At 67.7% G+C, this 23,949-nt stretch carries 19 protein-coding genes; 5 read left to right on the top strand and 14 right to left on the bottom strand.

All coding sequences use genetic code 11. The features are described from left to right. Positions 1–5: 5 nt before the first annotated feature. The gene (locus AC6CHL_RS09070; protein ID WP_498294197.1) at positions 6–1,604 is read right to left on the bottom strand and encodes a phytoene desaturase family protein; all 1,599 of its coding nucleotides are present in this window, start codon (positions 1,602–1,604) and stop codon (positions 6–8) included. Between the two features lie 231 nt (positions 1,605–1,835). Here AC6CHL_RS09070 and AC6CHL_RS09075 point away from each other — a divergent pair, with 231 nt between their 5' ends. Both AC6CHL_RS09075 and AC6CHL_RS09080 read left to right on the top strand, forming a co-directional pair. After that, positions 1,836–3,950 carry a M13 family metallopeptidase gene (locus AC6CHL_RS09075; RefSeq protein ID WP_498294214.1) on the top strand — a complete coding sequence of 705 codons (2,115 nt, stop codon included), beginning with the start codon at positions 1,836–1,838 and terminating at the stop codon, positions 3,948–3,950. Between the two features lie 542 nt (positions 3,951–4,492). After that, positions 4,493–6,502 carry a M13 family metallopeptidase gene (locus tag AC6CHL_RS09080; protein WP_447594956.1) on the top strand — a complete coding sequence of 670 codons (2,010 nt, stop codon included), beginning with the start codon at positions 4,493–4,495 and terminating at the stop codon, positions 6,500–6,502. Positions 6,503–6,622: 120 nt separating this feature from the next. On the opposite strand, the gene AC6CHL_RS09085 is transcribed toward AC6CHL_RS09080, so the two are convergent. The 7 genes from AC6CHL_RS09085 to AC6CHL_RS09115 all read right to left on the bottom strand — a co-directional run bounded on the left by AC6CHL_RS09085 (position 6,623) and on the right by AC6CHL_RS09115 (position 13,834). Then, a complete protein-coding gene (locus tag AC6CHL_RS09085) occupies positions 6,623–8,284 on the bottom strand; it encodes a saccharopine dehydrogenase family protein (protein WP_498294198.1) in 1,662 nt (553 codons plus the stop codon). Positions 8,285–8,381: 97 nt separating this feature from the next. After that, positions 8,382–9,053: a rhomboid family intramembrane serine protease gene (locus tag AC6CHL_RS09090; protein WP_038687159.1), complete on the bottom strand. Its 672-nt coding sequence runs from the start codon at positions 9,051–9,053 to the stop codon at positions 8,382–8,384. A gap of 99 nt (positions 9,054–9,152) precedes the next feature. After that, on the bottom strand, positions 9,153–9,611 hold the full coding sequence (locus AC6CHL_RS09095) for an MGMT family protein (RefSeq protein WP_498294199.1): 459 nt from the start codon (positions 9,609–9,611) through the stop codon (positions 9,153–9,155). Further along, entirely contained in the window at positions 9,518–10,438 is a 921-nt protein-coding gene (locus AC6CHL_RS09100; RefSeq protein ID WP_038687156.1) for a DMT family transporter, read from the bottom strand. Before AC6CHL_RS09100 ends, AC6CHL_RS09095 begins: the two co-directional genes overlap by 94 nt. 88 nt (positions 10,439–10,526) lie before the next feature. Continuing rightward, positions 10,527–11,882 (bottom strand): glutathione-disulfide reductase, encoded by a 1,356-nt coding sequence (gorA, locus tag AC6CHL_RS09105; RefSeq protein WP_498294200.1) that lies wholly within the window; start codon positions 11,880–11,882, stop codon positions 10,527–10,529. Between the two features lie 114 nt (positions 11,883–11,996). Continuing rightward, positions 11,997–13,256 (bottom strand): DUF418 domain-containing protein, encoded by a 1,260-nt coding sequence (locus AC6CHL_RS09110; protein ID WP_498294201.1) that lies wholly within the window; start codon positions 13,254–13,256, stop codon positions 11,997–11,999. Positions 13,257–13,354: 98 nt separating this feature from the next. Then, positions 13,355–13,834, bottom strand: a complete 480-nt coding sequence (locus tag AC6CHL_RS09115) for an FKBP-type peptidyl-prolyl cis-trans isomerase (RefSeq protein ID WP_038691951.1) — start codon at positions 13,832–13,834, stop codon at positions 13,355–13,357. 110 nt (positions 13,835–13,944) lie between these two features. Between AC6CHL_RS09115 and AC6CHL_RS09120 the strand changes: the two genes are divergently transcribed. The 3 genes from AC6CHL_RS09120 (at position 13,945) to AC6CHL_RS09130 (ending at position 17,400) form a co-directional block, all read left to right on the top strand. Next, entirely contained in the window at positions 13,945–14,472 is a 528-nt protein-coding gene (locus AC6CHL_RS09120) for a C40 family peptidase (RefSeq protein WP_425598310.1), read from the top strand. Between the two features lie 131 nt (positions 14,473–14,603). After that, the gene (locus tag AC6CHL_RS09125; RefSeq protein WP_038687151.1) at positions 14,604–15,380 is read left to right on the top strand and encodes a C40 family peptidase; all 777 of its coding nucleotides are present in this window, start codon (positions 14,604–14,606) and stop codon (positions 15,378–15,380) included. 682 nt (positions 15,381–16,062) lie between these two features. Then, entirely contained in the window at positions 16,063–17,400 is a 1,338-nt protein-coding gene (locus tag AC6CHL_RS09130) for a sigma-54 interaction domain-containing protein (protein ID WP_463601404.1), read from the top strand. Between the two features lie 235 nt (positions 17,401–17,635). On the opposite strand, the gene AC6CHL_RS09135 is transcribed toward AC6CHL_RS09130, so the two are convergent. From AC6CHL_RS09135 to AC6CHL_RS09160, 6 genes are all read right to left on the bottom strand, one after another. Further along, positions 17,636–18,940, bottom strand: a complete 1,305-nt coding sequence (locus AC6CHL_RS09135; RefSeq protein ID WP_038687148.1) for a hypothetical protein — start codon at positions 18,938–18,940, stop codon at positions 17,636–17,638. Positions 18,941–18,988: 48 nt separating this feature from the next. Beyond that, a complete protein-coding gene (locus tag AC6CHL_RS09140) occupies positions 18,989–19,747 on the bottom strand; it encodes a hypothetical protein (RefSeq protein ID WP_038687146.1) in 759 nt (252 codons plus the stop codon). A gap of 8 nt (positions 19,748–19,755) precedes the next feature. Next, positions 19,756–20,454: a C39 family peptidase gene (locus AC6CHL_RS09145; protein WP_038687144.1), complete on the bottom strand. Its 699-nt coding sequence runs from the start codon at positions 20,452–20,454 to the stop codon at positions 19,756–19,758. 135 nt (positions 20,455–20,589) lie between these two features. Beyond that, positions 20,590–21,999: a FapB/FapC family functional amyloid domain-containing protein gene (locus tag AC6CHL_RS09150; RefSeq protein ID WP_038687142.1), complete on the bottom strand. Its 1,410-nt coding sequence runs from the start codon at positions 21,997–21,999 to the stop codon at positions 20,590–20,592. A 44-nt stretch (positions 22,000–22,043) separates the two neighbouring features. Next, positions 22,044–22,682 carry a FapB/FapC family functional amyloid domain-containing protein gene (locus AC6CHL_RS09155; RefSeq protein ID WP_038687140.1) on the bottom strand — a complete coding sequence of 213 codons (639 nt, stop codon included), beginning with the start codon at positions 22,680–22,682 and terminating at the stop codon, positions 22,044–22,046. After that, on the bottom strand, positions 22,679–23,212 hold the full coding sequence (locus AC6CHL_RS09160) for a FapA family amyloid fibril periplasmic chaperone (RefSeq protein WP_447594974.1): 534 nt from the start codon (positions 23,210–23,212) through the stop codon (positions 22,679–22,681). Before AC6CHL_RS09160 ends, AC6CHL_RS09155 begins: the two co-directional genes overlap by 4 nt. Between the last annotated feature and the right edge of the window lie 737 nt (positions 23,213–23,949).

The following is a 23,949-nucleotide window of genomic DNA, read 5'->3' on the forward strand; positions in this document are numbered from 1 at the left end:
GCGGCTCAGCCGCGCAGGATCACCTGCGCGGCGTTATGCCCCGGTGCACCGGTGACACCGCCGCCGGGATGCGTGCCGGACCCGCACAGATACAACCCCGGCAACGCGCCGCGGTAGTCGGCCTGGCCCAGCATCGGGCGTGCACTGAACAGCTGGTTGAGGCTCAGCGCGCCGTGGAAGATATCCCCGCCGATCAGGCCGAAGGTCCGCTCCAGGTCCAGCGGGCTCAGTACCTGCCGGCCCAGTACCGAGGCGGCAAATCCCGGCGCATGCTGTTCCACCGTGGCGATCATCAGGTCGGCCACTTGATCACGATGATCATCCCAGCTGCGCCCGTGCGGCAGCTGCGGTGCGACGTGCTGGCAGAACAGGCTGGCCACGTGCTGCCCGGGCGGCGCCAGCGAATCGTCCAGCGTGCTGGGAATGAGCATCTCCACGATCGGTTCGCGCGACCAGCCCTGCTGGCGCGCATCGGTGTAGGCGCGGTCCATGTAATCCAGCGACGGGGCGATGATGATGCCCGCGGTCAGGTGGTCGCCCGCACCGGGCAGGCAGCGGAAGTCCGGCAGCTGCGACAGCGCCACGTTCATGCGGAACGTGCCTGAGCCGCAGCGCCAGTTGGCCATGCGTTCGCGCGTGGGCGCCGGTACCTCGTCGGCGGCCAGCAGTTGCTCGTAGAGCAGTTTCGGGTTGACGTTGGCCACCACCGCGCGGGCGTCGATGCACTCGCCCTCCAGCGTCTCCACGCCCACCGCCCTGCCCGCCTCGACCCGCACGCGGCGCACGCCGGCATCGGTGCGGATCTGCGCGCCGGCCTGGATGGCCGCACGCGCCATCGCCTGGGTGATCGCGCCCATGCCGCCAATGGCGTGGCCCCAGGCGCCCTTGACCCCGTTGCTCTGGCCGAACGCGTGGTGCAGCAGCACGTAGGCGGTGCCCGGCGCATACGGGCTGGCGTAATTGCCCACCACGCCGTCGAAACCGAACAGCGCTTTGATCGGCGCACTCTCGAACCAGCGGTCGAGGTACTCGGCGGCGGAAATGGTGAACAGGTCCAGCAGCTCCTGGCGCAGCCCGGGCGACAGCGCGTGCAGCCGCCGCCCCAGCTGCCCCGCCCGCCACAGTTCGGGCAGGGCCTGCAGCCAATGTCCGCTGCCCACGTTGGGCGGCGCCTGCAGTGCAACGGCGCGCAGCACGTCGGCGAACACCTCCAGCCGCTGTTCGTAGGCCGGCAACTGCTGCGCGTCGCGCACGGAGAAGCGACGCACCTCAGCCTGGGTAAGACCGGTGCCGGCCAGCAGGTAGCCGCCGTCGGGCAGTGGCAGGAAATTGTTGATGCGGCGCGGCACCACCGTCAGCCCGTGCCCGGGCAGGTCCAGGTCGGCGATCACCTTGGGCTGCAGCAAGGACACCGTGTAGGACGCCACCGAATTGCGGAAGCCCGGATGGAATTCCTCGGTGACCGCCGCGCCCCCGACCACCCCGCGGCGCTCCAGCACCAGCACGCGCTTGCCTGCGCGCGCCAGGTACGCCGCGCAGACCAGGCCGTTGTGCCCGGCGCCGATGATGACCGCGTCCCACGCCTGCGCAGAAGGGTTTGCCATGGCCGTTGTATACACCGCCACGGCAGGGCGTGTCGCCCCACAGGCCAGGACTTTGCCGCTGCGGTCGTCCGGCCGTGCCGAAGGCGGTGGCCGGCCCCACGCAGGGGCGGCTTGCCATCGGCCATGACCTTCGACACCCTTGCAGGCCGGGCCAGCGGCGTATCGTCTGGCCCACGGCCCCGCAGGGGCCAGCCCACGCATGACCCATCGGCCTGGAGGCCATTCACAGTGATCGCTCGCACTCCCAAGATTGTTCTGCTGACCCTGGCCGTTTCGGCCGCGCTGGTCGGCTGCGGCAAGAACGAAACCCCGGCTACGGACAGCGCGGCCTCCACCGCCGCACCGGCCACCCCTGCCGCTGCCGCCACCGAGTACAAGCTCGACGACAGTAAGCTGCCGGCCTACAACGCCTTCCACCCGTCCGACCTGGACACCAGCCTGGACGCCTGCAGCGCGTTCGGCGACTACGTCAACAGCAAGTGGCTGGCCGCCAATGAGATTCCGGCCGACCGCACCAGCTGGGGCGCCTTCACCATCCTGGACGAGCGTTCGGTTGCCGTGCAGCACCAGCTCGCCGAGCAGGTCGCGGCGGTGAAGAACCCCAGCGGGATCGAGAAGATCGTCGGTGACTTCTGGGCCACCGGCATGGACGAAGCCAAGATCAACGCGCAGGGCATCGAGCCGATCAAGGCCGACCTGGCCGCCATCGACGGCCTGCAGAGCAAGGACGCCGTCGCCGACTTCCTGCGCAGCAGCGCGGCCAAGGGCGAGAACGTGCTGTTCGGCTTCGGTCCGGAAGCGGACTTCAAGAACTCCAGCATGAACATGGCCTACGCCAGCCAGGGTGGCCTGGGCCTGCCGGACACCACCTACTACACCGACGCCAAGAACGCCGACAAGCTCAAGGCCTACCAGGCGCACGTGGCCAAGGTGCTGGAACTGTCCGGCGTTGCCGCCGCCGATGCGGCCAAGCAGGCAGCTGACGTGGTGAAGTTCGAAACCCGCCTGGCCAAGGCCTCCAAGTCCAGCGTCGAGCTGTCGCGCGATGTGTCGCTGTACTACAACCCGGTCACCCTGGCCGATGCCGACAAGCTGACCCCGAACTTCAGCTGGACCAAGTTCTTCGAGGCCCAGGGCGTGGCCGCGCCGGAGAAGTTCTCGCTGGCCATTCCGTCCTTCCACCAGGAAGTGAGCAAGGCGCTGGGTGACACCGATCCGTCGGTGTGGCGCGCCTACCTGCGCTTCCACACCGTGGACGGCGCCTCGCCGTACCTGGCCGATGCGTTCGTGGATGAAAACTACGCGTTCTACGGCAAGACCCTGAACGGCCAGAAGGAACAGAAGCCGCGCTGGAAGCGCGTGCTGGGCACCATCGAGAACGACGCCGGCGATGCGTTCGGCCAGCTGTACGTGAAGGTCGCCTTCTCGCCGGAAGCCAAGGCCAAGATGGAAGAACTGGTCAAGAACCTGGCCGCCGCGCTGAAGGAGCGTATCCAGGGCCTGACCTGGATGAGCGACGAGACCAAGGCCAAGGCCATTGCCAAGTGGGAAACCTTCACCCCGAAGATCGGCTACCCGGACAAGTGGCGTGACTGGAACGGCCTGACCACCGGTCGCGACAGCTACCTGGGCAACGTGCGCGCGGCCAACGCCTTCAACTACAAGTGGAGCCTGTCCAAGATCGGCAAGCCGGTGGACAAGACCGAGTGGGGCATGACCCCGCAGACGGTCAACGCCTACTACAACCCGCTGCAGAACGAGATCGTGTTCCCGGCCGCCATCCTGCAGCCGCCGTTCTTCGACCCGAAGGCCGATGACGCGCTCAACTACGGCGGCATCGGTGCGGTGATCGGCCACGAAATGACCCACGGTTACGACGACCAGGGCAGCCGCTTCGGGCCGACCGGCAACTTCGAGAACTGGTGGAACGCGGCGGACACCAAGAACTTCAGCGGCCTGACCGGCAAGCTGGTCAAGCAGTTCGACGGGTACAAGGTGGACGGCCAGGCGGTCAACGGCAAGCTGACCCTGGGCGAGAACATCGCCGACCTGGGCGGCGTGGCAACCGCCTACGACGCGCTGCAGAAGGCCTCGGCCGGCAAGGAAGATCCGAAGATCGACGGCTTCACCCGCGATCAGCGCTTCTACTTCAACTGGGCCACCGTGTGGCGCACCAAGTACACCCCGGAAAACGCCAAGGTCCGCCTGGCCACCGATCCGCACGCCCCGGCGCAGTTCCGCGCCATGGGCGCGCCGTCGAACCTGCCGACCTTCGCGGCCGCGTTCCAGTGCAAGGCCGGCTCGCCGATGGTCCGCGCCGGCGACCAGCAGGTCGTGATCTGGTAACCCATCGCGCCACCGCGTGATCCGCTGCAATCAAAGGCCCGGGATTTCCCGGGCCTTTGTTTTTTCCTTTGCAGGTATCGCGATTGGTCAATTGAACACAGCAAGCAGAGCAAAAGCCGCCGGCGTGCGACTGGACTGCATTGGGCCGGTTGGGGTGGGTTTGCGGGACACGCTGCAAGTACGTCCATGTAAGCTCCGTCGCCGCATCCATGCGGCTCAGGGTCCCGCAACCCCCCCCCCCACCAGCCCTTGGACAACTCCCGGCACGCACGGAAAAGCAAACCTGCCCTGCGTGCTCTCGCTTTTCTTTGGATGCCGACCCACTGTCGAAGGCGGGGGTGTGGGGTTTCGCGGGACCGTTGGGCGCCATGGATGGCGCTCACGGGCCTCCAGGGATGGATTTACGGCGTGTCCCGCGAAATCCCACACCCCCGCCTCGTGGGATCTACGTGCCAAAGGCCTTTGCCTTTCTTCCCCATCACGCTCTTTTCGCTTTGCTTGGTACACTCGCGCGATCCCAATCCACACTGGATTCGCTTTACATGTCCAACCTCCGTCCGCTCGCCATTGCCCTGGGCCTTGGCCTGGCCTCCCTGGTCATCGCACACGACGCGCACGCTGCGCCGAAGAAGAAGGCCGCGCGTGCGCCGGCGGTCAGCGCCCAGTGCAGCGACTTCTATGAAGCCAGCAATGGCGCGTGGCTGAAAGCCAATCCCGTGCCGCAGACCGGCGCCACCACCGCCCTTGGGCAGCTGGCCGAGCGTACCCGCCTGCAGCAGCGCGAGCTGCTGGATGCATCCATGAAGACCCCGCAGGGCACCGTGCAGAAGCTGCTCGGCGACTTCTGGGCCAGCGGCCTGGACGAAGCCGCGGTTGAAGCCGACGGCTCCAACCCCATCGCCCCCCTGCTGACCCGCATCAACGCCATCAAGAAGGCCAAGGACGTCCCCGCCTCGATCGCCGCGCTGCACCAGGTCGGCATCCCGGTGGCCTTCAACTTTGCCCCCGACGTGGACCTCAAGGCACTCGACCGCCACATCGGCTACTTCATGCAGGGTGGCATGGGCCTGCCCGACCCGGCCTTCTACACCCGCACCGACGCCGACACCGTCGCGCTGATGGCCCGCTACCGCGCCTACGTCAAGCAGATCCTGGCCCTCACCGGCACCCCGGCGGCCAAGCTCGACGCCGAAGCGCAGGCCGTCATCGCGCTGGAAACCGAACTGGCGCGCAACGCACAGTCGCTGGCGGGCATCAACAACCCGTTCAACAACTATGCCCCCATCTCCACCAAGGACCTCAACAGCCGCTACCGCAACCTGCAGCTGGATGCGTTCCTCAAGGTCCAGGGCGTCAACGACGACCTCGTCTCGCTGGCCGACCCCGCGCTGTTCAAGCAGCTGGACGGCATGGTCACCCGCATCAAGCCGGACCAGTGGAAGGCCTACCTGCGCTGGCGCGTGGGCGATGCCATGGCCCCGTACCTGTCCAAGGCCTACCGCGATGCCGAGTTCGAATTCCGCGGCCGCGTGATCCGTGGCGAAACCATCGCCCCGGCGCGTTGGGAACAGACCCTGGATGCGATCAACGTCGCCGCCGGCCCGATGCTCGGCCGCGAATATGCCAGCAAGTACCTGTCCGCCGATGATCGCCGCCAGGCAGCGGTGATCGTCGACAAGATCCGCGAAGTGCAGATCGATGCGGTCAAGCGCAGCACCTGGCTCAGCAACGATGCCAAGACCGAAGCGCAGGCCAAGCTGGCCGCGCTGAAGATCGAAATCGGCACCCCGCTGCGCGACCTCGACTACAGCGTGCAGCCGATGGGCCGTGGCAGCTTCGGCGGCAACATGCTGATCGCCTCCACCTGGCGCCACCGCGAAGAAATGAAGCGCATCGGCAAGGGCAACGCCGACCGCCGCTGGGACGTGCTGCCGCAGCAGCCCGCGCTGGCCTATGACATCGCGCAGAACCGCCTGATCGTCACCGCCGCCGTGCTGCAGGGCCCGGTGTTCAACGCCAAGGCCGATGCCGCCGACAAGTTCGGCAGCTTCGGTGCCCTGGTCGCCCACGAACTGACCCGCGCCATCGATGCCAAGGGCGCGCTGGTGGATGCCAAGGGCGAACTGCGCAGCTGGTGGACCCCGGCCGACAAGACCGCCTGGACCCTGCTGGGCAGCCGCGTGGCCACCCAGTACAGCGCGTACGACTTCCCCGGCATCAAGGGTGCCAAGGTCAACGGCGAACTGACCCGCGAGGAAAACCTGGCCGACGTGGCGGGCCTGGAACTGGCGTGGGAAGCCTACAAGGCAGTGGAACCGTCGGCCAAGCCGGCTGCCCAGCAGGGCTTCTTCCGCGCATGGGCCGCGCTGTGGGCACAGCAGCTGTCGCCGAACGAGGCCGCCCAGCGGCTCACCGCCGACGTGCTGGCCCCGGGCCGCTGGCGCACCAATGGCGCGCTGTCCAACCTGCCGGCGTTCGGTGCGACCTTCAGCTGCAAGCCGGGCCAGCCGATGCAGCGCGTGGACAACGACCAGATCAAGGTCTGGCGCTGAGTCCAGCCGCAGGCACGGTCAGGAAAAGGGCGCCTTCGGGCGCCCTTTTTCGTTGCGCGCCGACGTTCGCCGCGGCACCGGCATCCCACCCCGGGCGGTAGAGCCCCGCATGACGTGGCTTTACAGTGGGTCCGCCACCAAGCTGCCGCGGTAGCCCACGATCAAGCCGACCCACGGCGCGGCGATCTCCACGTCGAACACAAAGCGCCCATCGCGCTCGGTCTCGAACGTGTTTCCGCCAGGTAGCAGCGCCTTCGGCAGCGGAATGCCCAGGCACGACCAGCGGCGCGCCACCAACCGCAGGCAGTCGGCATCGACCATCAGTGCCAGCGCCACATCGACGATGCCGAAGCGCTCCACCAGCAGGTGCGTGTTCCTGCCCTGCCCGCGGCGCTGCCAGGAAGAAAACCGGCGGCCGCCGAAATCGCGGGTCCAACGTTCGCCGCCTCGCTCGGGGGTAAAGCCCACGCTGACCGGCACCGCGCTGGCCGCCGGTGGAAACCCGATCAGCGCGGCCACCATCCGTGCCAGCAACCCGCGCCCACGCCGCACCTCGGCGGTGCCCCGCCAGCGCCGCGCGCCCGCGTCGGCGTGCAACGCCTGCACCTGCGCCGGCAACTGCGCGAAGGCACTGCCCAGCACCTGCTGGTACAGCGGCGCGTGCGGGTCTTCGCTGCGGAAGCCGGTGAAGATTGCACGGCCCTCGAACAACCGGTCGTAGTCCGACAACGCCAACGCGTGCGTGGCGGGCCGCGCGCCCTCGGCCGGCGTCTCGCCCGCCAGCAGCTTGCGCACCACCGCCTCGATCGCCATCGACGGAATGTACGGGCCGTCCTCCCCCTCGGCGAGCAGGTGCCAGCTTTCCTCCATCGCCTGGCCGCCACGCGTGCCGGTGGCGTGCACATACATGCCGCCGCGGTGCTCGCCGAACTTCATCCGGTTGAGCACCGTGTAGAACAGCCGTGACAGCGGCACCAGCGATGGCACGCCGAACCGGGCACGCGCCCTGGCCAGCAGGTTGAGCACCCGATGCAGCACTTCCGGCACCGGCCCGGCGCCCATCCAGATATCGGTCAGGGTCGGATGCTCGGGCGGAATCACCTGCAGGTCGGGCACGTCCACCAGCGAAAAATGCAGGTTGCGCAGCGGTACCTTGCCCGGCACGGCGATGGTGAAGCGCCGGCTCTCGGCCAGCCCCAGCCCGTGCGAAGGTGCGCCGTTGCGCTGCAGCTTCACCGGTGCGCCCGCATACCCCACCACCGCGCGCATCACGTTGAGCCCGATCCCGGCATACGGCGACGGTGCGATGCCGCCTTCCACCGCCACGATATCCATGCGCCCGGCCATCTCGCGCAGCACCGCGGCGGTCAGCACCGGAAAGCTGCTGACCCCGGACAGCACGAAGATCCCGGCGGCTTTGGCCTGCGCGTCGAACTGCGCCACGCCAAACACGAAATCGGCTGCATCGGCGAAGTCCAGGTAGGGAATACGCGCGGCAATGCAGGCCTCGATCACGCTGTACGGGTGCTCGCCGTAATCCTGGAACGGACCGGAGGCATCCACCAGCAGGTCGGGCCGTTCGGCGTGCAGCAGCGGCGCGATGTGCTGCCGGTCGGCCTGCAGCGGGCGCAGCACCGGCGCGCCGGTGTAGCTGTCGCAGAACGCGGTCGCCGCAGCGAGGTTGCGGCCGCAGATCAGCAGTTCGAGGTCGGCCCGGTCGCCCAGCAGTCGCGCCAGGCGCCCGCCGAAGACGCCATATCCCCCCAGGATCAGTATTTTCATGCGCGAAACGTCCTTGCTTCTGTTCAACCCGTGGCCTGGATACGACGAAGGGCACCGTGGGTGCCCTTCGCGTGATGTGCCGCCTGCACGTTCGCCGCTAGCGGACGCTGCGGAGGTGGTTCTTGCGTGGACCGCCGCCCGGCGGGCGCTTGTTGAACGGCGGTTGGCCGCGCCAGTAACGGATCAGCAGCCAGCCAAACAGCATGCCGCCCAGGTGCGCGAAGTGGGCCACGCCGGGCTGCCAGCCGGTGGCGCCGAGCATCAGTTCCATTGCGCCGAACACGATCACGAAGGTGCGTGCCTTCATCGGAATCGGCGGGAACAGCAGCATCACCCGCTGGTTCGGGAACAGCATGCCGTAGGCCAGCAGCAGCCCGAACACGCCGCCGGAGGCACCCAGCACGGTGGCGGGGTCGGCCATCATCATGCCCACCAGCAGCTGGCACAGCCCGGCGCCGACGATGCAGACCAGGTAATAGGTCAGGAAGCGCTTTTCGCCCCAGGTCTGTTCCAGCGGCGCGCCGAACATGAAGAGCGCCAGCATGTTGAAGAACAGATGGCCGAAGCCCCCATGCAGGAAGCCGTAGGTCAGCAGCTGCCAGGGCTGGAAGTTGCCGCCCGGCGAGAACGGATCGAAGCCATCGCGCAGCGGCTGCAGCATGAACGGCTCGAAGGTGCCGTTGCCCAGCAGGAACGGTTGCTGCAGCAGGAACAGCACGATGTTGGCAATCAACAGTGCCTTGGTGACGGTGGGCAATCGCGGAAACATGAGGGCATCCTTTGGAACCGTGCCCATCATAGCCGCAGCGCCCCGCCCTGGCCGCCTCCTGCGTCGTCGCATTCAACCACCGCACACCCCTGCCGATGGTCAGCCCGGCCCCCACAGGGAGGCGTCGAGGTCGTCGCCGGTGCTGCGCGGCATCTGCGTGACCCGCCCGCGCTCGATGGCCACGCCTTCGGCGCGCAGGCGCTGGCTCTGCTCACGCCACCCGTGCGACCCCTCGGGCATGGCGATGCGACCGTCCGAGCGCAGCACCCGATGCCACGGCAGGTCAGGGTCCTCGTTCATGCCCAGCACGCGCGCGGTGAGCCGCGCCCTGCCCGGCAGGCCGGCCTTGGCCGCCACCTGGCCGTAACCCATCACCTGCCCACGCGGGATCGCGCGGATCACCGCCAGGATGCGCTCGCGCGCCTGCGCGGCCGCATCGGCAGCCGAAGCGACCTCGGCCGGTGTCACGCGCGTACGCGGCTGACCAGCAGCACCCCGAGCAGCACCAGGGCGGTTCCCAGGATCTGCCAGGGCCCCATGGGTTCGTCGAGCAGCCATAGACTCATCACGATGGTGGATACCGGGCCGAGCATACCCACCTGGGCCGCCAACGACGAGCCGATCCGCTTCACCGCCAGCATGATGGCCAACACCGGCAGCACCGTGCACAGGGTCGCGTTGATCAGCGACAGCCAGTACACCGGGGTCGGTGCCTGCCCCAGCGCGGCCAGCGGATGCAGCACCGCGAAGTGCAGCACGCACAGCACGCAGGCCACGCAGCTGGCGTAGGCGGTGAGCCGGATCGCGCCGATCCGTGCCACCACCTGGCCACTGCCGAACAGGTACAGCGCGTAGCTCAGGGCACTGGCAAACACCAGCGCACTGCCGAGCAGGATGCGCCCTCCCTCCAGCTGCAGGTCATGGCCGAACGCCAGCAGCACGCCCAGATAGCTCAGCCCCAGCGCGACCAGCTGCCAGCGCCCGGGGCGCTTTTTCAGCAGCACCAGGCTGATCAACAGCACCAGGGTGGGATTCAGATACAGGATCAGCCGTTCCAGGGTCACGCTGATGTACTGCAGGCCCTGGAAATCGAGCAGGCTGGACAGGTAGTAGCCGGTGAAGCCCAGCCACAGCACCCGGCCGCGATCGCCCCACGACAACGCCGTTGCCCGCCGCGCCGACCACACCGCCAGCAGCGCGAACAGCGGGAAGGCCATCAGCATGCGCAGCGCCAGCAGCGTGGTGGCATCCACGCCATGCCGGTAGGCCAGCTTGACGATCACCGCCTTGCCCGACGCGGCGATGGCACCCACCGCGGCCAGCGCGATGCCGCCGGCAGCAATGCGGGCGGAAGAGGTGGGCAGCGCGGACACAGGTGGCGGCATCGGGACGGCAGACGGCCGCACGGGGCGGCCGGAGGATGGAATGGAAACCGAATTGTCGCACGCTGGGGGAATGCGCGGATGCGCGCGCCTACCGCATCAAAACGATCTCTTCGGCCGACGTCGGGTGGATCGCCACGGTGTCATCGAACTGGGCCTTGGTCGCGCCCATCTTCACCGCCAGCGCGAAGCCCTGCAGGATCTCGTCGGCAGCTTCACCCAGCAGGTGCACGCCCACCACGCGTTCTTCTTCGCCCACGCAGACCAGCTTGAACAGGCTGCGCTGGGTGCCGTCGGACAGCGCTTCCAGCATCGGGCGGAAGTTGCTGCGGTACACGCGCACGTCGCCATGCTGCTCGCGCGCCTCTTCCTCGCTCAGCCCCACCGCGCCCAGCGCCGGGTGCGAAAACACCACGCTGGCGACGTTGGCATAGTCCATCTTTGCCTGCGGGTTGCCCCCGAACAGGCGGTCCATCAGCTTGCGCGCGGCCGCGATCGCCACCGGCGTCAGCCCGACCTTGCCGGCAATGTCGCCCACCGCGTGCACGCTGGGCACGGCGGTGGTCTGCCAGTCGTCGACCTCGACCTCGCCCTTGTCGCCCACCACGATCCCCAGCGCTTCCAGCCCCAGGCCGGCGCTGTTGCCGCGGCGGCCGGTGGCGAAGAACAACTGGTCGAACACCGCCTCGTGCGGGCCATCGTGGCCGTACGCCACCACCGCCTCGCCCTCACGACGCAGTTCGCGCAGGCGATAGTTGAAATGCACCTGCACGCCCTGGTGACGCAGGTTCTCGGCCAGCTGCGCGGTGAGTTCGGCGTCGAAGCGTTCCAGCAAGCGCTCGCCCCGCACCAGCAACGTAACCTTGCTGCCCAGCGCCTGCAGCAGCCCGGCCAGTTCAACGGCGATATAGCCGCCGCCGACGATGGCCACGCGCGCCGGCGCGCTGCACAGGTTGAAGAAGTCGTCCGATACCGCGCCCAGTTCCGCACCCGGAATGTCCGGCCGCTGCGGATGGGCGCCGGTGGCAATCAGGATGTGCGTGGCGCTGATGCGCACCCCATCGCTGCATTCCACCGTATGCGCATCCACCAGCCGGCCCTTGCGCGGCACCCGTACCACGTTGTTTTCGTTCAGGCGCTTGAGGTAGCTGGCATGGATGTTGGCGATGTAAGCCTGGCGATGCACCACCAGTTCCTTCCAGTCCAACGCCGGCCGCACCGGCACGTCGAAGCCCATCGCCGCGGCCATGCCGATCTTGGCCGACAGGTCGGCCGCCAGCCACATCGCCTTCTTGGGCACGCAACCCACGTTGACGCAGGTGCCGCCCAGTTCGCCCGGCTCCAGCATCGCCACGCGCTGCCCATGTTGCGCAGCGCGGAACGCCGCCGCCAGGCCGCCGGAGCCGCCGCCCAGCACGATCAGGTCATAGTCGTAGTGATTGCTCATGGATAGTGCTCGACTCGGTAAGGTGCGCCACACGGTGCAACGCTGTTGTCGCCACCGCGCATGCAGGCCATGAGCATGCCATGTCCGGCTGCGATCCAGCCGTGAGGACGGTGCTCAACGTGGGGTAGCCGCGCGTCGCAACGGCGGCCAATGCAGGTAGGTCATCGCCCGCCACACCCACTCCAGAGGGCCGAAGCGGAAGTAGCGCAGCCACACCGTGCTGGCCACCACCTGCAGCGCGAACAGCGCCATCGCGAACGGCACCTGGCCGGCGCGTGGCATTTGTTCAAAGGCGCCCAGGCCGTAGCCGTAGAACACCCACGTGCACACCAGCGACTGCGCGATGTACTGGGTCAGCGCGGTCCGTCCGACCGGTGCCAGCCATGCAAGCCGCGCGCGTGCCTGCACGATCCAGGCCAGGTAGCCCAGACACATCAGCAGCGACGCCACCGAATTCAGCGCGAAGGCCGCGCCACTGGCGGCGGTGAAGGTGCCCGGCGCCAGGTAGGGCTGCCAGAGCGCACTGGCCACCATCATGGCCAGCCCGATCGGCAGTGCGACCCAGCGCAGCCGTTGGTACAGCCGCGCGAAATTGTCCGGCGTGGCCAGCGCACCGCTGCGGGCGAACCAACTGCCGATCAGGAACATGCCCAGCACTTCCGGGCCCACCACGATGACGGCGCTGAGCTGGGCGAAGAAGTCACGCAGGCGCTGCACCACTGCCTGCAGGTAAGTGCCATGGCCATACGCCTGGCGCTGCATGTCGATGGTGTGCCCGGCCTGGGCCACGGCATCACGCACCTGCGTGCCCGCCGGTTCCAGGTGCGTCGACAGGCCCATCAACAGGCCCAGCAGCAGCATCAGCGCTGCCGCGCACAGATAGGTCAGGACGCCCATCGCGGGCAACCAGCGCGTGGGGGCCTCGCGGCAGGCCAGCAAGGGCAGCGACACCAGCGCGTACACCACCAGGATGTCGCCGGACCAGACCAGCAGCGCGTGGCACAGGCCGATCAGAAGCAGGGCCGCACTGCGCCGCAGGTAGAACGGGGTGAACGCACGCCGGGCCGCGTCGGCACGCTGGGCCATGATCGCAAAGCCAGCGCCGAACAACAGCGAGAACAGGGTGAAAAACTTGCCTTGCACCAGCACGTAGATGGCCGCGTCAGCGGCGTAGTCCAGGCCGTGCCAGTGCGGGTCGATCCCGGTGAAGGCCAGGTCCAGCGGACCGCTGAAGGCCTCCATGTTCATCAACAGGATGCCGAACAGGGCGAACCCGCGCAGGATGTCCAGCACCGCGATGCGGTCGCCGGCGGCAACCGGCTGCAGAAGGGGGGAAGCAGCGTTCACAGGCACTCCGTCCGGCAAGGCGGTCATTATGCGGCGGCGTTGGCGCTCACGAACGCAGCGTGCGGGGCGCCCAACGGCAACGGCCCGCCGAAGCGGGCCGTTGGATCAGGCGGGTTGGCCAGCACTCAGTGCTGGTGGCCACCGTCGCCGTGCACGTGGCCGTGCTCGAGTTCTTCAGCCGCCGCTTCACGCACGTCGACGATCTCGACCGAGAAGTGCAGGTCCTTGCCGGCCATCGGGTGGTTCAGGTCGACGTCGACCACGCTCATGCCGACCTTCTCAACGGTGACCGCACGCGGGCCGAAGTTGGTCTGCAGCACGACCTGCTGGCCCGGAACCAGCTTGCTGGTGCCGAAATGCTTCTTCGGCACGCGCTGGGTCAGGCCCTCGCGGCGTTCGCCGTAGGCATCGGCCGCCTTGACGTCCACCTCGAAGGTGGCGCCGGCTTCCTTGTCCATCATGGCGCTTTCCAGGCCCGGGATGATGTTGCCGTGGCCGATCAGGATCGCCAGCGGATCACGGTCCTTGGAGCTCTCGATCGGCTCCTGGCCCTGCTCGGCAACGGTGTAGTGGAAACGGACGACGCGGTCTTTTTCGATCTTCATGCGCAACTCTGGCTGGTCGCTGCCGATGGCAGACGGGTGGGGCGGGTTGTTCCCCGCCGGATACGCCGCCATCATGACGGCCTTCTGAGGCCGCGCATTATCCGGACAACCTGCACATGACGCCAGTTCCGCGCACGACCCGACTGGCCCTGCTGGCCCTCACCGCCCTGTTGAGCGCCTGTGGCGGCGGCAAGACCACCCGTCCCGCCGCCCCGCCCGCCTCCACCCAGGTCTGGCCCAGCGTGGTTCCCAACGACCCGCAGGCGGCCAATGCGGTGCTGATGCGCGCCATCGGCCTGGTCGGCACGCCCTACCGGTACGGCGGCAACACCCCCGAGTCGGGCTTCGACTGCAGCGGCCTGGTGACCTACGTGTACCGCGAGATGCTCGACCTCAAGCTGCCCCGGACCTCGCGCGACCTGGCCGCCGTGCAGGGCCCGAAGATCGAACCCAAGCGCCTGGCACCGGGTGACCTGGTGTTCTTTGGCAGCCGCGGCAACGTGTCACATGTGGGCATTTACGTCGGCGAAGGACGTTTCGTGCACGCTCCGAGCACCGGCGGCACGGTCCGGCTGGACTCGCTCGGGGGGGCCTACTGGAAGGACCACTACACCGGTGCAAAACGCGTTCTGCACTAAGCTGAACAGGGGTAAGGGTCAAATTTGTGATGTGCATCACGTGTTTGTAAACGAAAAATTAACGAAATTTGTACCTAATCACTGCGCTTACACGGCATCATCACCCATCGTTTTTATTAAGTGACCGCCGCGTGACGACAGCCGACCTGCCAAGCCAAGGCCAGACCGCCGCCCCCCAGCGCTGCACCCGCTCCGTTTTTCTCGCCCTCGCGCTCTGCCTGGCCAGCCTTCCGGCCTGGGCCCAGACCGCACCGGCCACCGCTGTCGATGCCGCTTCGGCCGGCGCCAGCACCCCCGAATCCCCCGCGGTGGCAAAGCCCAAGGCTGACGCCCCCGCCCGCAGCAAGGCCGACGCCGCTGCCAGCGCCACCCTCGCCGCCCTGCTTCCCCATCTGGCCGCGAACGACACCATTCCCCTGATGGACCGCTCGGCGATGTTCGCCGGCGACCTGAGCCGCCTGCTCGCCAACTACGACGCCAGCAGTGGTGCCAACGGCGCCGTTGTAGGCGGCGCGGCCGACAACGGCAAGGTGCAGTCGCTGCTGCGCCGCGCGATGACCCTGCTGGGCACGCCGTACCGCTGGGGCGGCACCTCGCCGGACAGCGGTTTCGACTGCAGCGGCCTGGTCGGCTACGTGTTCCGCACGGCGCTGGGCATCGAACTGCCGCGCGTGTCGCGCGAGATGGCGCATGACGGCGAAGCCGAACTGATCAACGACCGTAACGCGCTGGCTGCCGGCGATCTGGTGTTCTTCGGCCGCAAGGGCCGGGTTGACCACGTGGGCATCTACGTCGGTGAAGGCCGCTTCCTGCACGCCCCCAGCACCGGCAAGGACGTCCGCGTGGACAGCCTGATGACCGGCTACTGGAGCGCCAAGTTCATGCAGGCCCGCCGCGTCGACCTCTGAGTCACCGCCGCCCGTCTGTCGAAAGAACCGCTGCCCTGCAGCGGTTTTTTTTTGGGTCTTCTCCCATTTGAGAGGAGCGTCTGTTGCAAGGGCCGTCGCAGAGTGAGCACGACGCGAGGAGGGTGACCGGGTGTGCAGGCGTCGTTTGGATCGGCTGGCGTCTCCGATCGGGGCAGTCGCGAGCGTGAGGGCCCCGTAGCAGCCGATAGGCCCCTGGTGCAAATGTCCCCCGGCCGCGGGGCGGCCTCCTCCTTTATTTTGCCCAGGAGCCTATCGGCTGCTACGGGTCGGCTTGCGGTAAGCAGGGGAAGCCAGGCTTTTCTGGCGCTGTCGGTGGGTCGGGCGTTGGGCCCCCATGCCCTTGGAGGCGAAATAAATGGGGGAGGGGGCGGCCGCAGGCCGACGCCGGAGGACATTCGCCGGAAAGGGCATGGGGGCCCAGCGCCCGATCCACCGACGGCTGCGCCTGGAAAGCATCAAGGCACGTTTCTGCGTACCCCGCCTATTGGCCGCTACCGCCCCCAACCCGCGTTGTCCTTTTTGTCGAACACGCAACAGCCAGCAAACCAAGTGCCTGCCCGCTCCGTCGGTCCAGGCCGCGGACCCGGACGTGGGGCGGCACGTCCAAGGCCACCGGACCAGCATCAGATTCCGCCCGTGATCCTCGTCTACAAGGTGACGCATGGCGGCAGTCCCTGAATTTCCGGCCCGGTGTGTAATCTGGTTTGGGTCCCCGCAGACGGCCGAACGCACCGCCCTGGCGGCCGCAGGGTGGCAGGTCCGTGGCGTGGCCACTGACGACTGCGTGGCCATCGGCATGCGCGGCAGTGACCACGTGGTCGGCCTGCTCGACCTGCGCACCGCCTTGCCGGCCAACCTGGCCCGGCTGCAGGCCCTGCTCGACGAACACCGGCACATGACCCTGCTGGCCATCCTGCCCGCCGGCGCCCCGCCGCCCTCGCCCGCCCTGCAGGCACTGCTGGCCGTGTGCGTGGAAACCTTTGCCGCGCCGCTGGACCTGGCCCGCATCGTCCAGCGCCTCCAGCAACTGGCTGGCGATGCCAAGCAGCCGCCCACGCACGGACCGCAGCAGCTCATCGGCGACAGCCCCGTCCTGCAGGTCGCGCGCAGCGCCATCCGCAAATTCGCCCCGGTCGACCTGCCGGTACTGATCACCGGCGAAACCGGCACCGGCAAGGAACTGGCCGCCCAAGCCCTGCACGCATTGTCGCCGCGCCATGCCCGGCCGTTCCTGGCCGTCAACTGTGGCGCCATCCCGGCCGCGTTGGTCCAGTCCGAACTGTTCGGCCACGAACGGGGCGCCTTCACCGGCGCCGCCAACCGCCGGCTGGGCCTGTTCGAGACCGCCAGCGGCGGCACCGTGTTCCTCGATGAAATCGGTGACCTGCCATTGGACGCGCAGACCAACCTGCTGCGCGTGCTGCAGGAAGGCACCATCGAACGGGTCGGCAGCAACAAGCCGCTGGCGGTGGACGTACGCGTGCTGGCCGCCACCCACGTCGACCTGGAACAGGCGGTGGAGCGCGGCCAGTTCCGCCGCGACCTGTTCTACCGCTTGAATGTCCTGCGCCTACCGCTGCCGCCACTGCGCGACCGCGGCAGCGACATCCTGCTGCTGGCCCAGCACTTCCTGGCGAGCTTCCGCGACCGCCACGTCACCCGCGCGCGCGGCTTCAGCGCCGATGCCAGGCGCGCCCTGGAACGCTTCCACTGGCCAGGCAACGTGCGTGAACTGCTCAACCGCATCCAGCGCGCGGCGATCGTCACCGACGGCGAACTGATCAGTGCCGCCGACCTGGAGCTGGTGCCGGCGCAGCTGGAGATGCCGCAGCGGCTGCTGCATGACGCACGCAGATCGGCCGAACGCGACGCGCTGCTGCACGCGCTGCGCCAGAACGAATTCAACATCACCGCCTGCGCCCGCGACATGCAGGTCTCACGGGTAACGGTCTACCGACTCTGCCGCAAACACCAGCTGGCCCTCCCCGAGTTGCGCTGAGCGGATCTACCGACAGCTGTCGCGCGCCGAACGACACCGACCTTCGCAGCCGGCAGCAGAGCGCGCCGTTGCATCCCGCAAGCCGAGCCCCTTGGCGGCCGGCAGGTCCTTGGCAAAATAAAGGAGGAGGCCGACGCGCAGGCGTCGGCCGGGGGACATTTGCACAAGGGCCCGCCGGCCGCCGAGGGGCCCCGACGCTGCCGGCACGCGCAAACGGAGCCGCACACCCCGCCACTCACAGCATGTACGGCACTTTGAAGGCGAGGGTGAAGTCCGGCGCGTCCGGGGTCAGGCCGATGCCCAGCAGGCTCACCAGCGTGGTATTGCGGTTCAGCGCGTAAGTGATGCCCAGGTTCAGCGTGCCAGCGTTGGCGTCGCTGCCGATCACCTTGAACCACTGCCCATCGCGGTAGCGCGTGGAGGCCCGGCTGCTCAGCTTGTCGCTGAAGGAAATGCTCAGGCTGGTACGCTCGTTGAAAGCGAACGCCACGCCCGCACCGAAGTAGTACGACCCGCCCAGCTTCACCTCGCCCGGGTTGACCGTATCCGGGTTGGCATCCAGGTCGTCGAAGCTGCGCGGGAAGGAATGGATGTAGCCAATATTGGCGAACAGGATCGCCGGGTCGGCGGTCTTCACCGCCGACAGGCCCACGTTGGCCTGCCACACCCCGTTGCCGGTGGGCTGCTGTTCGGGCACCGCGAAACGGATGAAGTCGTCGTCGTCGCGCTCCAGCACCTTCCAGTCCAGGCCATACGGCGCGCGTCCGGTAGGTGCGGTCGCGCCTACGGTAAGCACCGTTTCCGGCCAGCGACCATGTTCGGCGAACAGCCGGTAGTTGGCGCTCAGGCCAACATCGCCGATGCCGTTGCCGGTGGTCTCTTCCTGGGCGATCGCTGCGGCCGAACCGCCGGCACCGCCCTTCTGGAACACGGTTTTGCGCGCCAGGTAGGGCACGTCCAGGTTCAGGGTAAGCCGGGGGCTCACGCCCCAGCGCGCGGCCAGGTTGTAGGTGAGCGTGTCCGACTCGACGTTCTCGATGGCGATGTTACCCAGGAAAATCGCATCCAGGGCCAGGAAGCCGTTGAGCGTCACCTGTTTGCGGTCATAGCGTGAGTAGGTGAGGCTGTTTTCCACGGTGAAGCGGCGACTGAACAACGCCGCCTGCTGCTGCTTCACGTCATCCACGCTGCGCCGCGAGGCCTGCTTGGCCTGCTGCGCCTCTTCGGCGCTGCTGGCGTAGCCGTCCGCGCTGGCGGGGGCGGCGGGCGTACCGGCGGGCAGCGGCGGGGGCGGCGGGGCTGCACCGGCCACCGGCGCGGTCTTGCCCGTGAGCCGGGCCTGCATCGCCTGCACCTGCATGTCCAGTTCGCGCAACCGGCGCACTTCCTGCGCGTAGTTGGCCTTGAGGGTTTCCAGCTGCGCGATCAGCGCCTTGACGTCGGCCTCATCGGCCGGCGCGGCCTGCGCATGCGCGCCGGCCGCGGCCATCAGTGCCAGCGCCGCCAGCGCCAGCGGTGTTACGCGTGTCGAGGTATGCATTGCCTTGGTCCACGTTGTGGTGTCACTCCCCCTGCCCGGCCACGGGGACTACTGGCCGGGACCCATGCCGACACCCCGCACCAGCGTCATCGCCTGGGCCACGTTCTGGCTGAGCGGGACGTTGCTGGCCAGCGATTGCCGGACAAGATCGATCTGCATGCGATTGCTTACGGCCTGGCCGTCGCTGCCCAGGGCGATGCTCTGCCCGACACTGCCGCTGCGGATCCACTGCTGTACCGCGCCGACGCCGTCGATCTGCAGCTGCACCTTGGCGTTGTTGCCGTCCAGCTGCGCCACCGCGCTGACCCCGCCCTGCTGCAGGCTGGCCAGGTGCTGGCCCTGCGCCGCCGGCGCGGGTGCATCGCCGTCGCGCACGTTGAGGTGGGTGGTATTGCTGGCCACGTTGCCGTCACCGGCAACCTGGATGCTCTGGGTCAACCCGGCCACGTTCTGCAGGCCGCTGGCATCGATGCTGCGCCCGGTGGAGACCGGCAGCGGCGCATCGGCGGCAGTGACCGTCACCGACGGGGTGAAGCTCACCTTCGGCGCACCGCCGGCACGGAAATCCATGCCCAGGGTGAGCGCGCTGGTGGCGGCCTGGTTGCCGCTGTTCCACTGGGTGATCATGGTCACCCCGAACCACGCCACGCTGCTGCCATTGACCGTGTAGCGCCCGCGCATCAGGCTCAGCTCGGGATCGGGGATTTCACTGAGGCCCTTGCCGGGCCGTCCTTCATCGGCGTGTGCCGGCAGGGCCCCCAGCAGGGTCAGCAGCAATACACCGTGCGTCCAGCGTGCGATATTCATGGTGCCTCCTAGAACAAGTCGGCATGGGTGAAGCCGAAATCCACCAACTCCGCGTCGGTGATCGGCCCCTGCCGGGCATACAGCGAGCGCGCACTGGGCCGTTCGCCGGGCTGCAGCAGCACCGTGTTGCGATCGAAGTCACTCCCGATCACGATGAACACGGCGCGCGACGGCCACGCCTGCAGAAATTCGCTGACGGGAATGCTGCGGTTGCCCAGGATCGGGTCGGCCACGTCCACCACATCGTTGCGGACCTGCTTGAGGACCACGAAATGGCGGAAGCCACGCACATCCATCAACACCAGACCGGGCACGCGCAGTGAGCGCAGGCGCTCTTCGTTGACGCGGTAGCCGCGTCCGCGCATGCCCATCGATTCAACGTACCGTTTGATGTCCAGCAGCGAGAACCCCCGCTGGTGGACCAGTTGCGGGTCCGAGACCCCCATCATGCCTTCGATCACCGTTCCTTCGTCCGCCTCCAGGTGGTAGGCGTATCGCAGGATCGTGGCCAGGGCCGCCGCGCCACAGCTGTAATCGGTGTGTTGCCGCACCACGTTGCGGAAGCGCCGTTCCTGCATGCTTTCCACACGCTGGGTCAGCACCGCGCCGTTGGGCAGCACGCCACTGAAGCCGACATCGCCGGCACGCGCGGCGCCGAACGGCAGCATCAGCAGCAACAACGACCCGTACAGCGCGTGCTTGAACATTGGCGTGGCTCCGGATAAGGAAGGAGCCCCTGCCCCAAAGGGGGAGAATGGGACAGGGGCCCCCGGGGGCCCGGCCATTGGCGGATGGCCGGGTTTGTTGCGCTCAACGCGTACTGCTTGCGAAAACGGACAAACTTACTCGCCGGTGCCGCCGCCACCGCCCCCGGTGGACGGCTGGGCAACTGCCAGGGCCAGACTGTTGGCCTGCAGGTTGCCGGTACCGGAGGCCACGTTCACCCCGATGTTGCCGGAGGCGCCGGAGAACGCACTGCCGGACAACGCCGCGGTGTTGGTCGCATCCACGTTCACCCAGCGGGTGGTGGACACGGTGCCGCTCAAGCTGGCATACAGATCGGCCACGCCGAGTTCGACGAACCGGCTGGTGCCGCTCTCATCGGTATCAAAGGCGATACCGCCCACGCCTTCCCGGTTCGGGTTGGCCGTTGCATTCTGGATCTCGTTGTCCATGTCGATGTGGCCGGTTGCATTGCCACTCGGATGGTCGAGTTCACCATTCCAGGTATCCAGGTAGTAGTTGTCCTTCTGGTACGCATTGCCGCTGCCGCTGTAGGTACCGGCGCCGACGGCGAGCGTGCCACCGGCCACGCGCCCACGCAGGCTGACGTTGACGGTGTCGGTCATGGAGCGCAGGTAGCCGGCGTTGGCAACGGTGTTGCCGGTGGATACCTGGTTGGAGCTGATGCTCGAGGTGGCATAGGCACTGGTGGCCACGGAGGCAGCGAGCGCATTCTTCTGCTCGTTGTTGTTGCCCGAGGCGACGTTGGCACCGATGTTGCCCGAGGCGCCGCTGAAGGCATTGCCGCCCAGGCCCGCAGCGTTGGTGACGCCGGAGTTGAGGGTGGTGTTGCCCGCGCCGTACTGGTTGACGAACACTTCGGCGTCGGCCATGCCGAAGCTGAAGGAGGCGTCTGCCGCGGACAGCGAGGCGGCGTTGTCCTGCGCGTTGTTGTCGCCGGCGGCCACGTTGAAGCCGAGGTTGCCGGAGGCATCGGCGCCGACGTCATCGGCGATCGAGGCGCTGTTGGTGACCAGGCTGTTGGCGGCGTTGTTGTTGGTGATCGACTGGCGGTTGTCGATGATGGCGATCGCGGCCGAATCGAGGTCGATCGAGCCGGTGATTTCCGGGTCGCCGGAGAAGTTCACATCCGAGCTCAGGCGCATGTCCTTTTCAAGGTTCACGTCGACGCCGTGGTTGTTCTTTTCCTTGCGCTCGTCAGCCTGGATGTTGCTGTTCTCATTCACCGTAACGTTGCGGTTGCGGGTGACGTTGCTGTTGACGGTGGTATTGCTGGTGGAGTTGTTGTTGGTGGTGGTGTTGCGGGTCCGGTTCCAGGTACGCGAATCGGTATCCGTATCGGTGTTGGTATTGGTGTTGGTGCGCGTCTCGGTCACGTTGTGGACGTGGTTGATGTTCGCATTCTGGTTCTGGTTGTCGCGATCGTTGCCCCAGCCGTTGGCGCCGGCGGAAGCAGACGCGGCGGCAATGGCCAGCGCAAGTACGGTCCGTTTCATGTTGGTGTTCATGGTGCCCTCTCTCTCATCACAGACAATCGGGTGGATGTGACTACTCACGGGGTGGACTGCACCGAGATGCTCAGTTGATTGGCGGTGGCGTTGCCGGATCCCGCGATCTGATTGAGTTGCAGGACGCCGTCGAAGCCCTGCAGCGCGGTGGCTTCCACCGCCACGCTGCGGGTTCCGGCCGGCCGGCCGCGAGTGACGGCCGCCTGCCCCCCTGCTGACACGAGCGCCCCCGATGAGGCCAGGGCCTCGTCGTTCGACTCGCGTATGCCCTGTTGCGCCAGCGTGGCGGTGACGACGTTGAGCGTCGCGTTGCCGGCCCCGCTGGCCTGGTTGATCATGGCGACGCCGCGGGCGCCGCTCAGTGCCTGTCCGCCGATGGTGGCGCTGGCATCCATCGGGCCGTCGCCGAGCACCTGGTTGGCGCTGTGTTGCTGGCGGGCGTTGATGGCAATGTGTGCGTTGGTGCCGTTGGCGATGCCGAGCAGGTTGGCCTGCTGGTTGAGGTCGCCGGCGGTCATGTTGACGGTGATGGCACCGTCGGCGCCGGACAGCGCGCGGCCGTCGATGCGGCTGGTGTTGAGGTAGGTGAGCATGGTGGCGTAGTCATCGGGCTGCTGCGCGTGGAGCGGCAGGGGCGATGCGATGACGGTGGCCAGCAGGAGGGTGCGGTGCAGGCGGTTCATTTGCCGGGCCCGCCCGCAGGTTGGCCGAGCGGGAACTGCGCGAGCGCGCCACGCACCTGGTCGCCGATGCCGCGGGTGGCGCCGGTGACCGCGCCCATGGGGCCGCCGATGGCGTTGCTGAGCTGGCCGCCGGAGAGCATGCCGCTGTCGGTGACTTTGCCCAGGGTGGAGGTGACGTTGGTGCCGGTGACGCGTTCGATGGTGGTCTGGGTGTGGGTTACGCCGGCGCCGGTGTTGGAGCCCAGGGATGCATAGTCGTCATCGCTGAGTTCGTCCATGCCGGTGGAGGTGCCCAGGGCCTGGCTGACTTCGCGCTTGGGCGAGGGGTCGGCGATGAGGGCCATGCCGGGAGGCGCGGGCCGGTAGGCCGGCCGGGCGGAGACGTCGCGCAGGAGGACGATTTCACCGGGCTGTGCTTTGACGCCCTGGCGTGCGCCGGAGGCCTGGGCGGCCATCGGCAGGGCCAGCGCGGTGGCGAGCAGCCAGAGTGCGGTGGTGGTGGTGGTGCGGTGTGCAACAACGCTGTCCATGGCGCCCTCCTCGAAACATGCGGAGGGGTAACGCAGCAATCGTGCCAACTCCACACGCGAGCAAACACGGGCCTTCGCCGCGGCTCAGGGTGTAACGCCGCAACAGCGTTGTTACAGATTCGTTGGAGATAACATCTGCTGAACAAGCGCATCACACGACCGACAAGCCCGCCGCTGCTGGATTCTTCGTGGGTGTATCACGTGTGTTACACCGGTTGATACACCGTTTACAGCGCGTAGTCAGGTTGGTCGCACGCGTTTTGTTTGATCGAAGAGCGCGTGTTGCTTGCCGCTATGTCCTTGCGGGCGGGGTCCGCGAAGAGCGGCTGTTGCCTTGTGCTCCCAACCTGGGATGGGGTGGGTGGGTTCACGGGACACGCCGCAAGTGCCGCTCCGCGGCCCGGCCCAGCCGCTGGCGGCTGTGCGTTCGGACGCATGCGAGGCAATGCCTCGCAAGCAATGCGTCCTCACCCATGTAGGCTCCGTCGCGCCATCCATGGCGCTCAGGGTCCCGTGAACCCACCCACCCCATCCCTCGACAGTTGGCTGGTGGCCTGGGCAGAGCAACAGGCAACAGCACGGCAATCCTCTGCCTCCATTCCATATCAGAGCGCGAGCTTCAGCTAACAGGCGAGCGGCAGTGCATGCATTTGCCTGCGCACTGCCTCTTGCTCTCGCCTGGACACCGACCCAGTGTGAGGGGTCGGCATGGGTGGGTAGCCGGGACCCTGAGCGCC

Source organism: Stenotrophomonas sp. GQ19 (assembly GCF_059758695.1).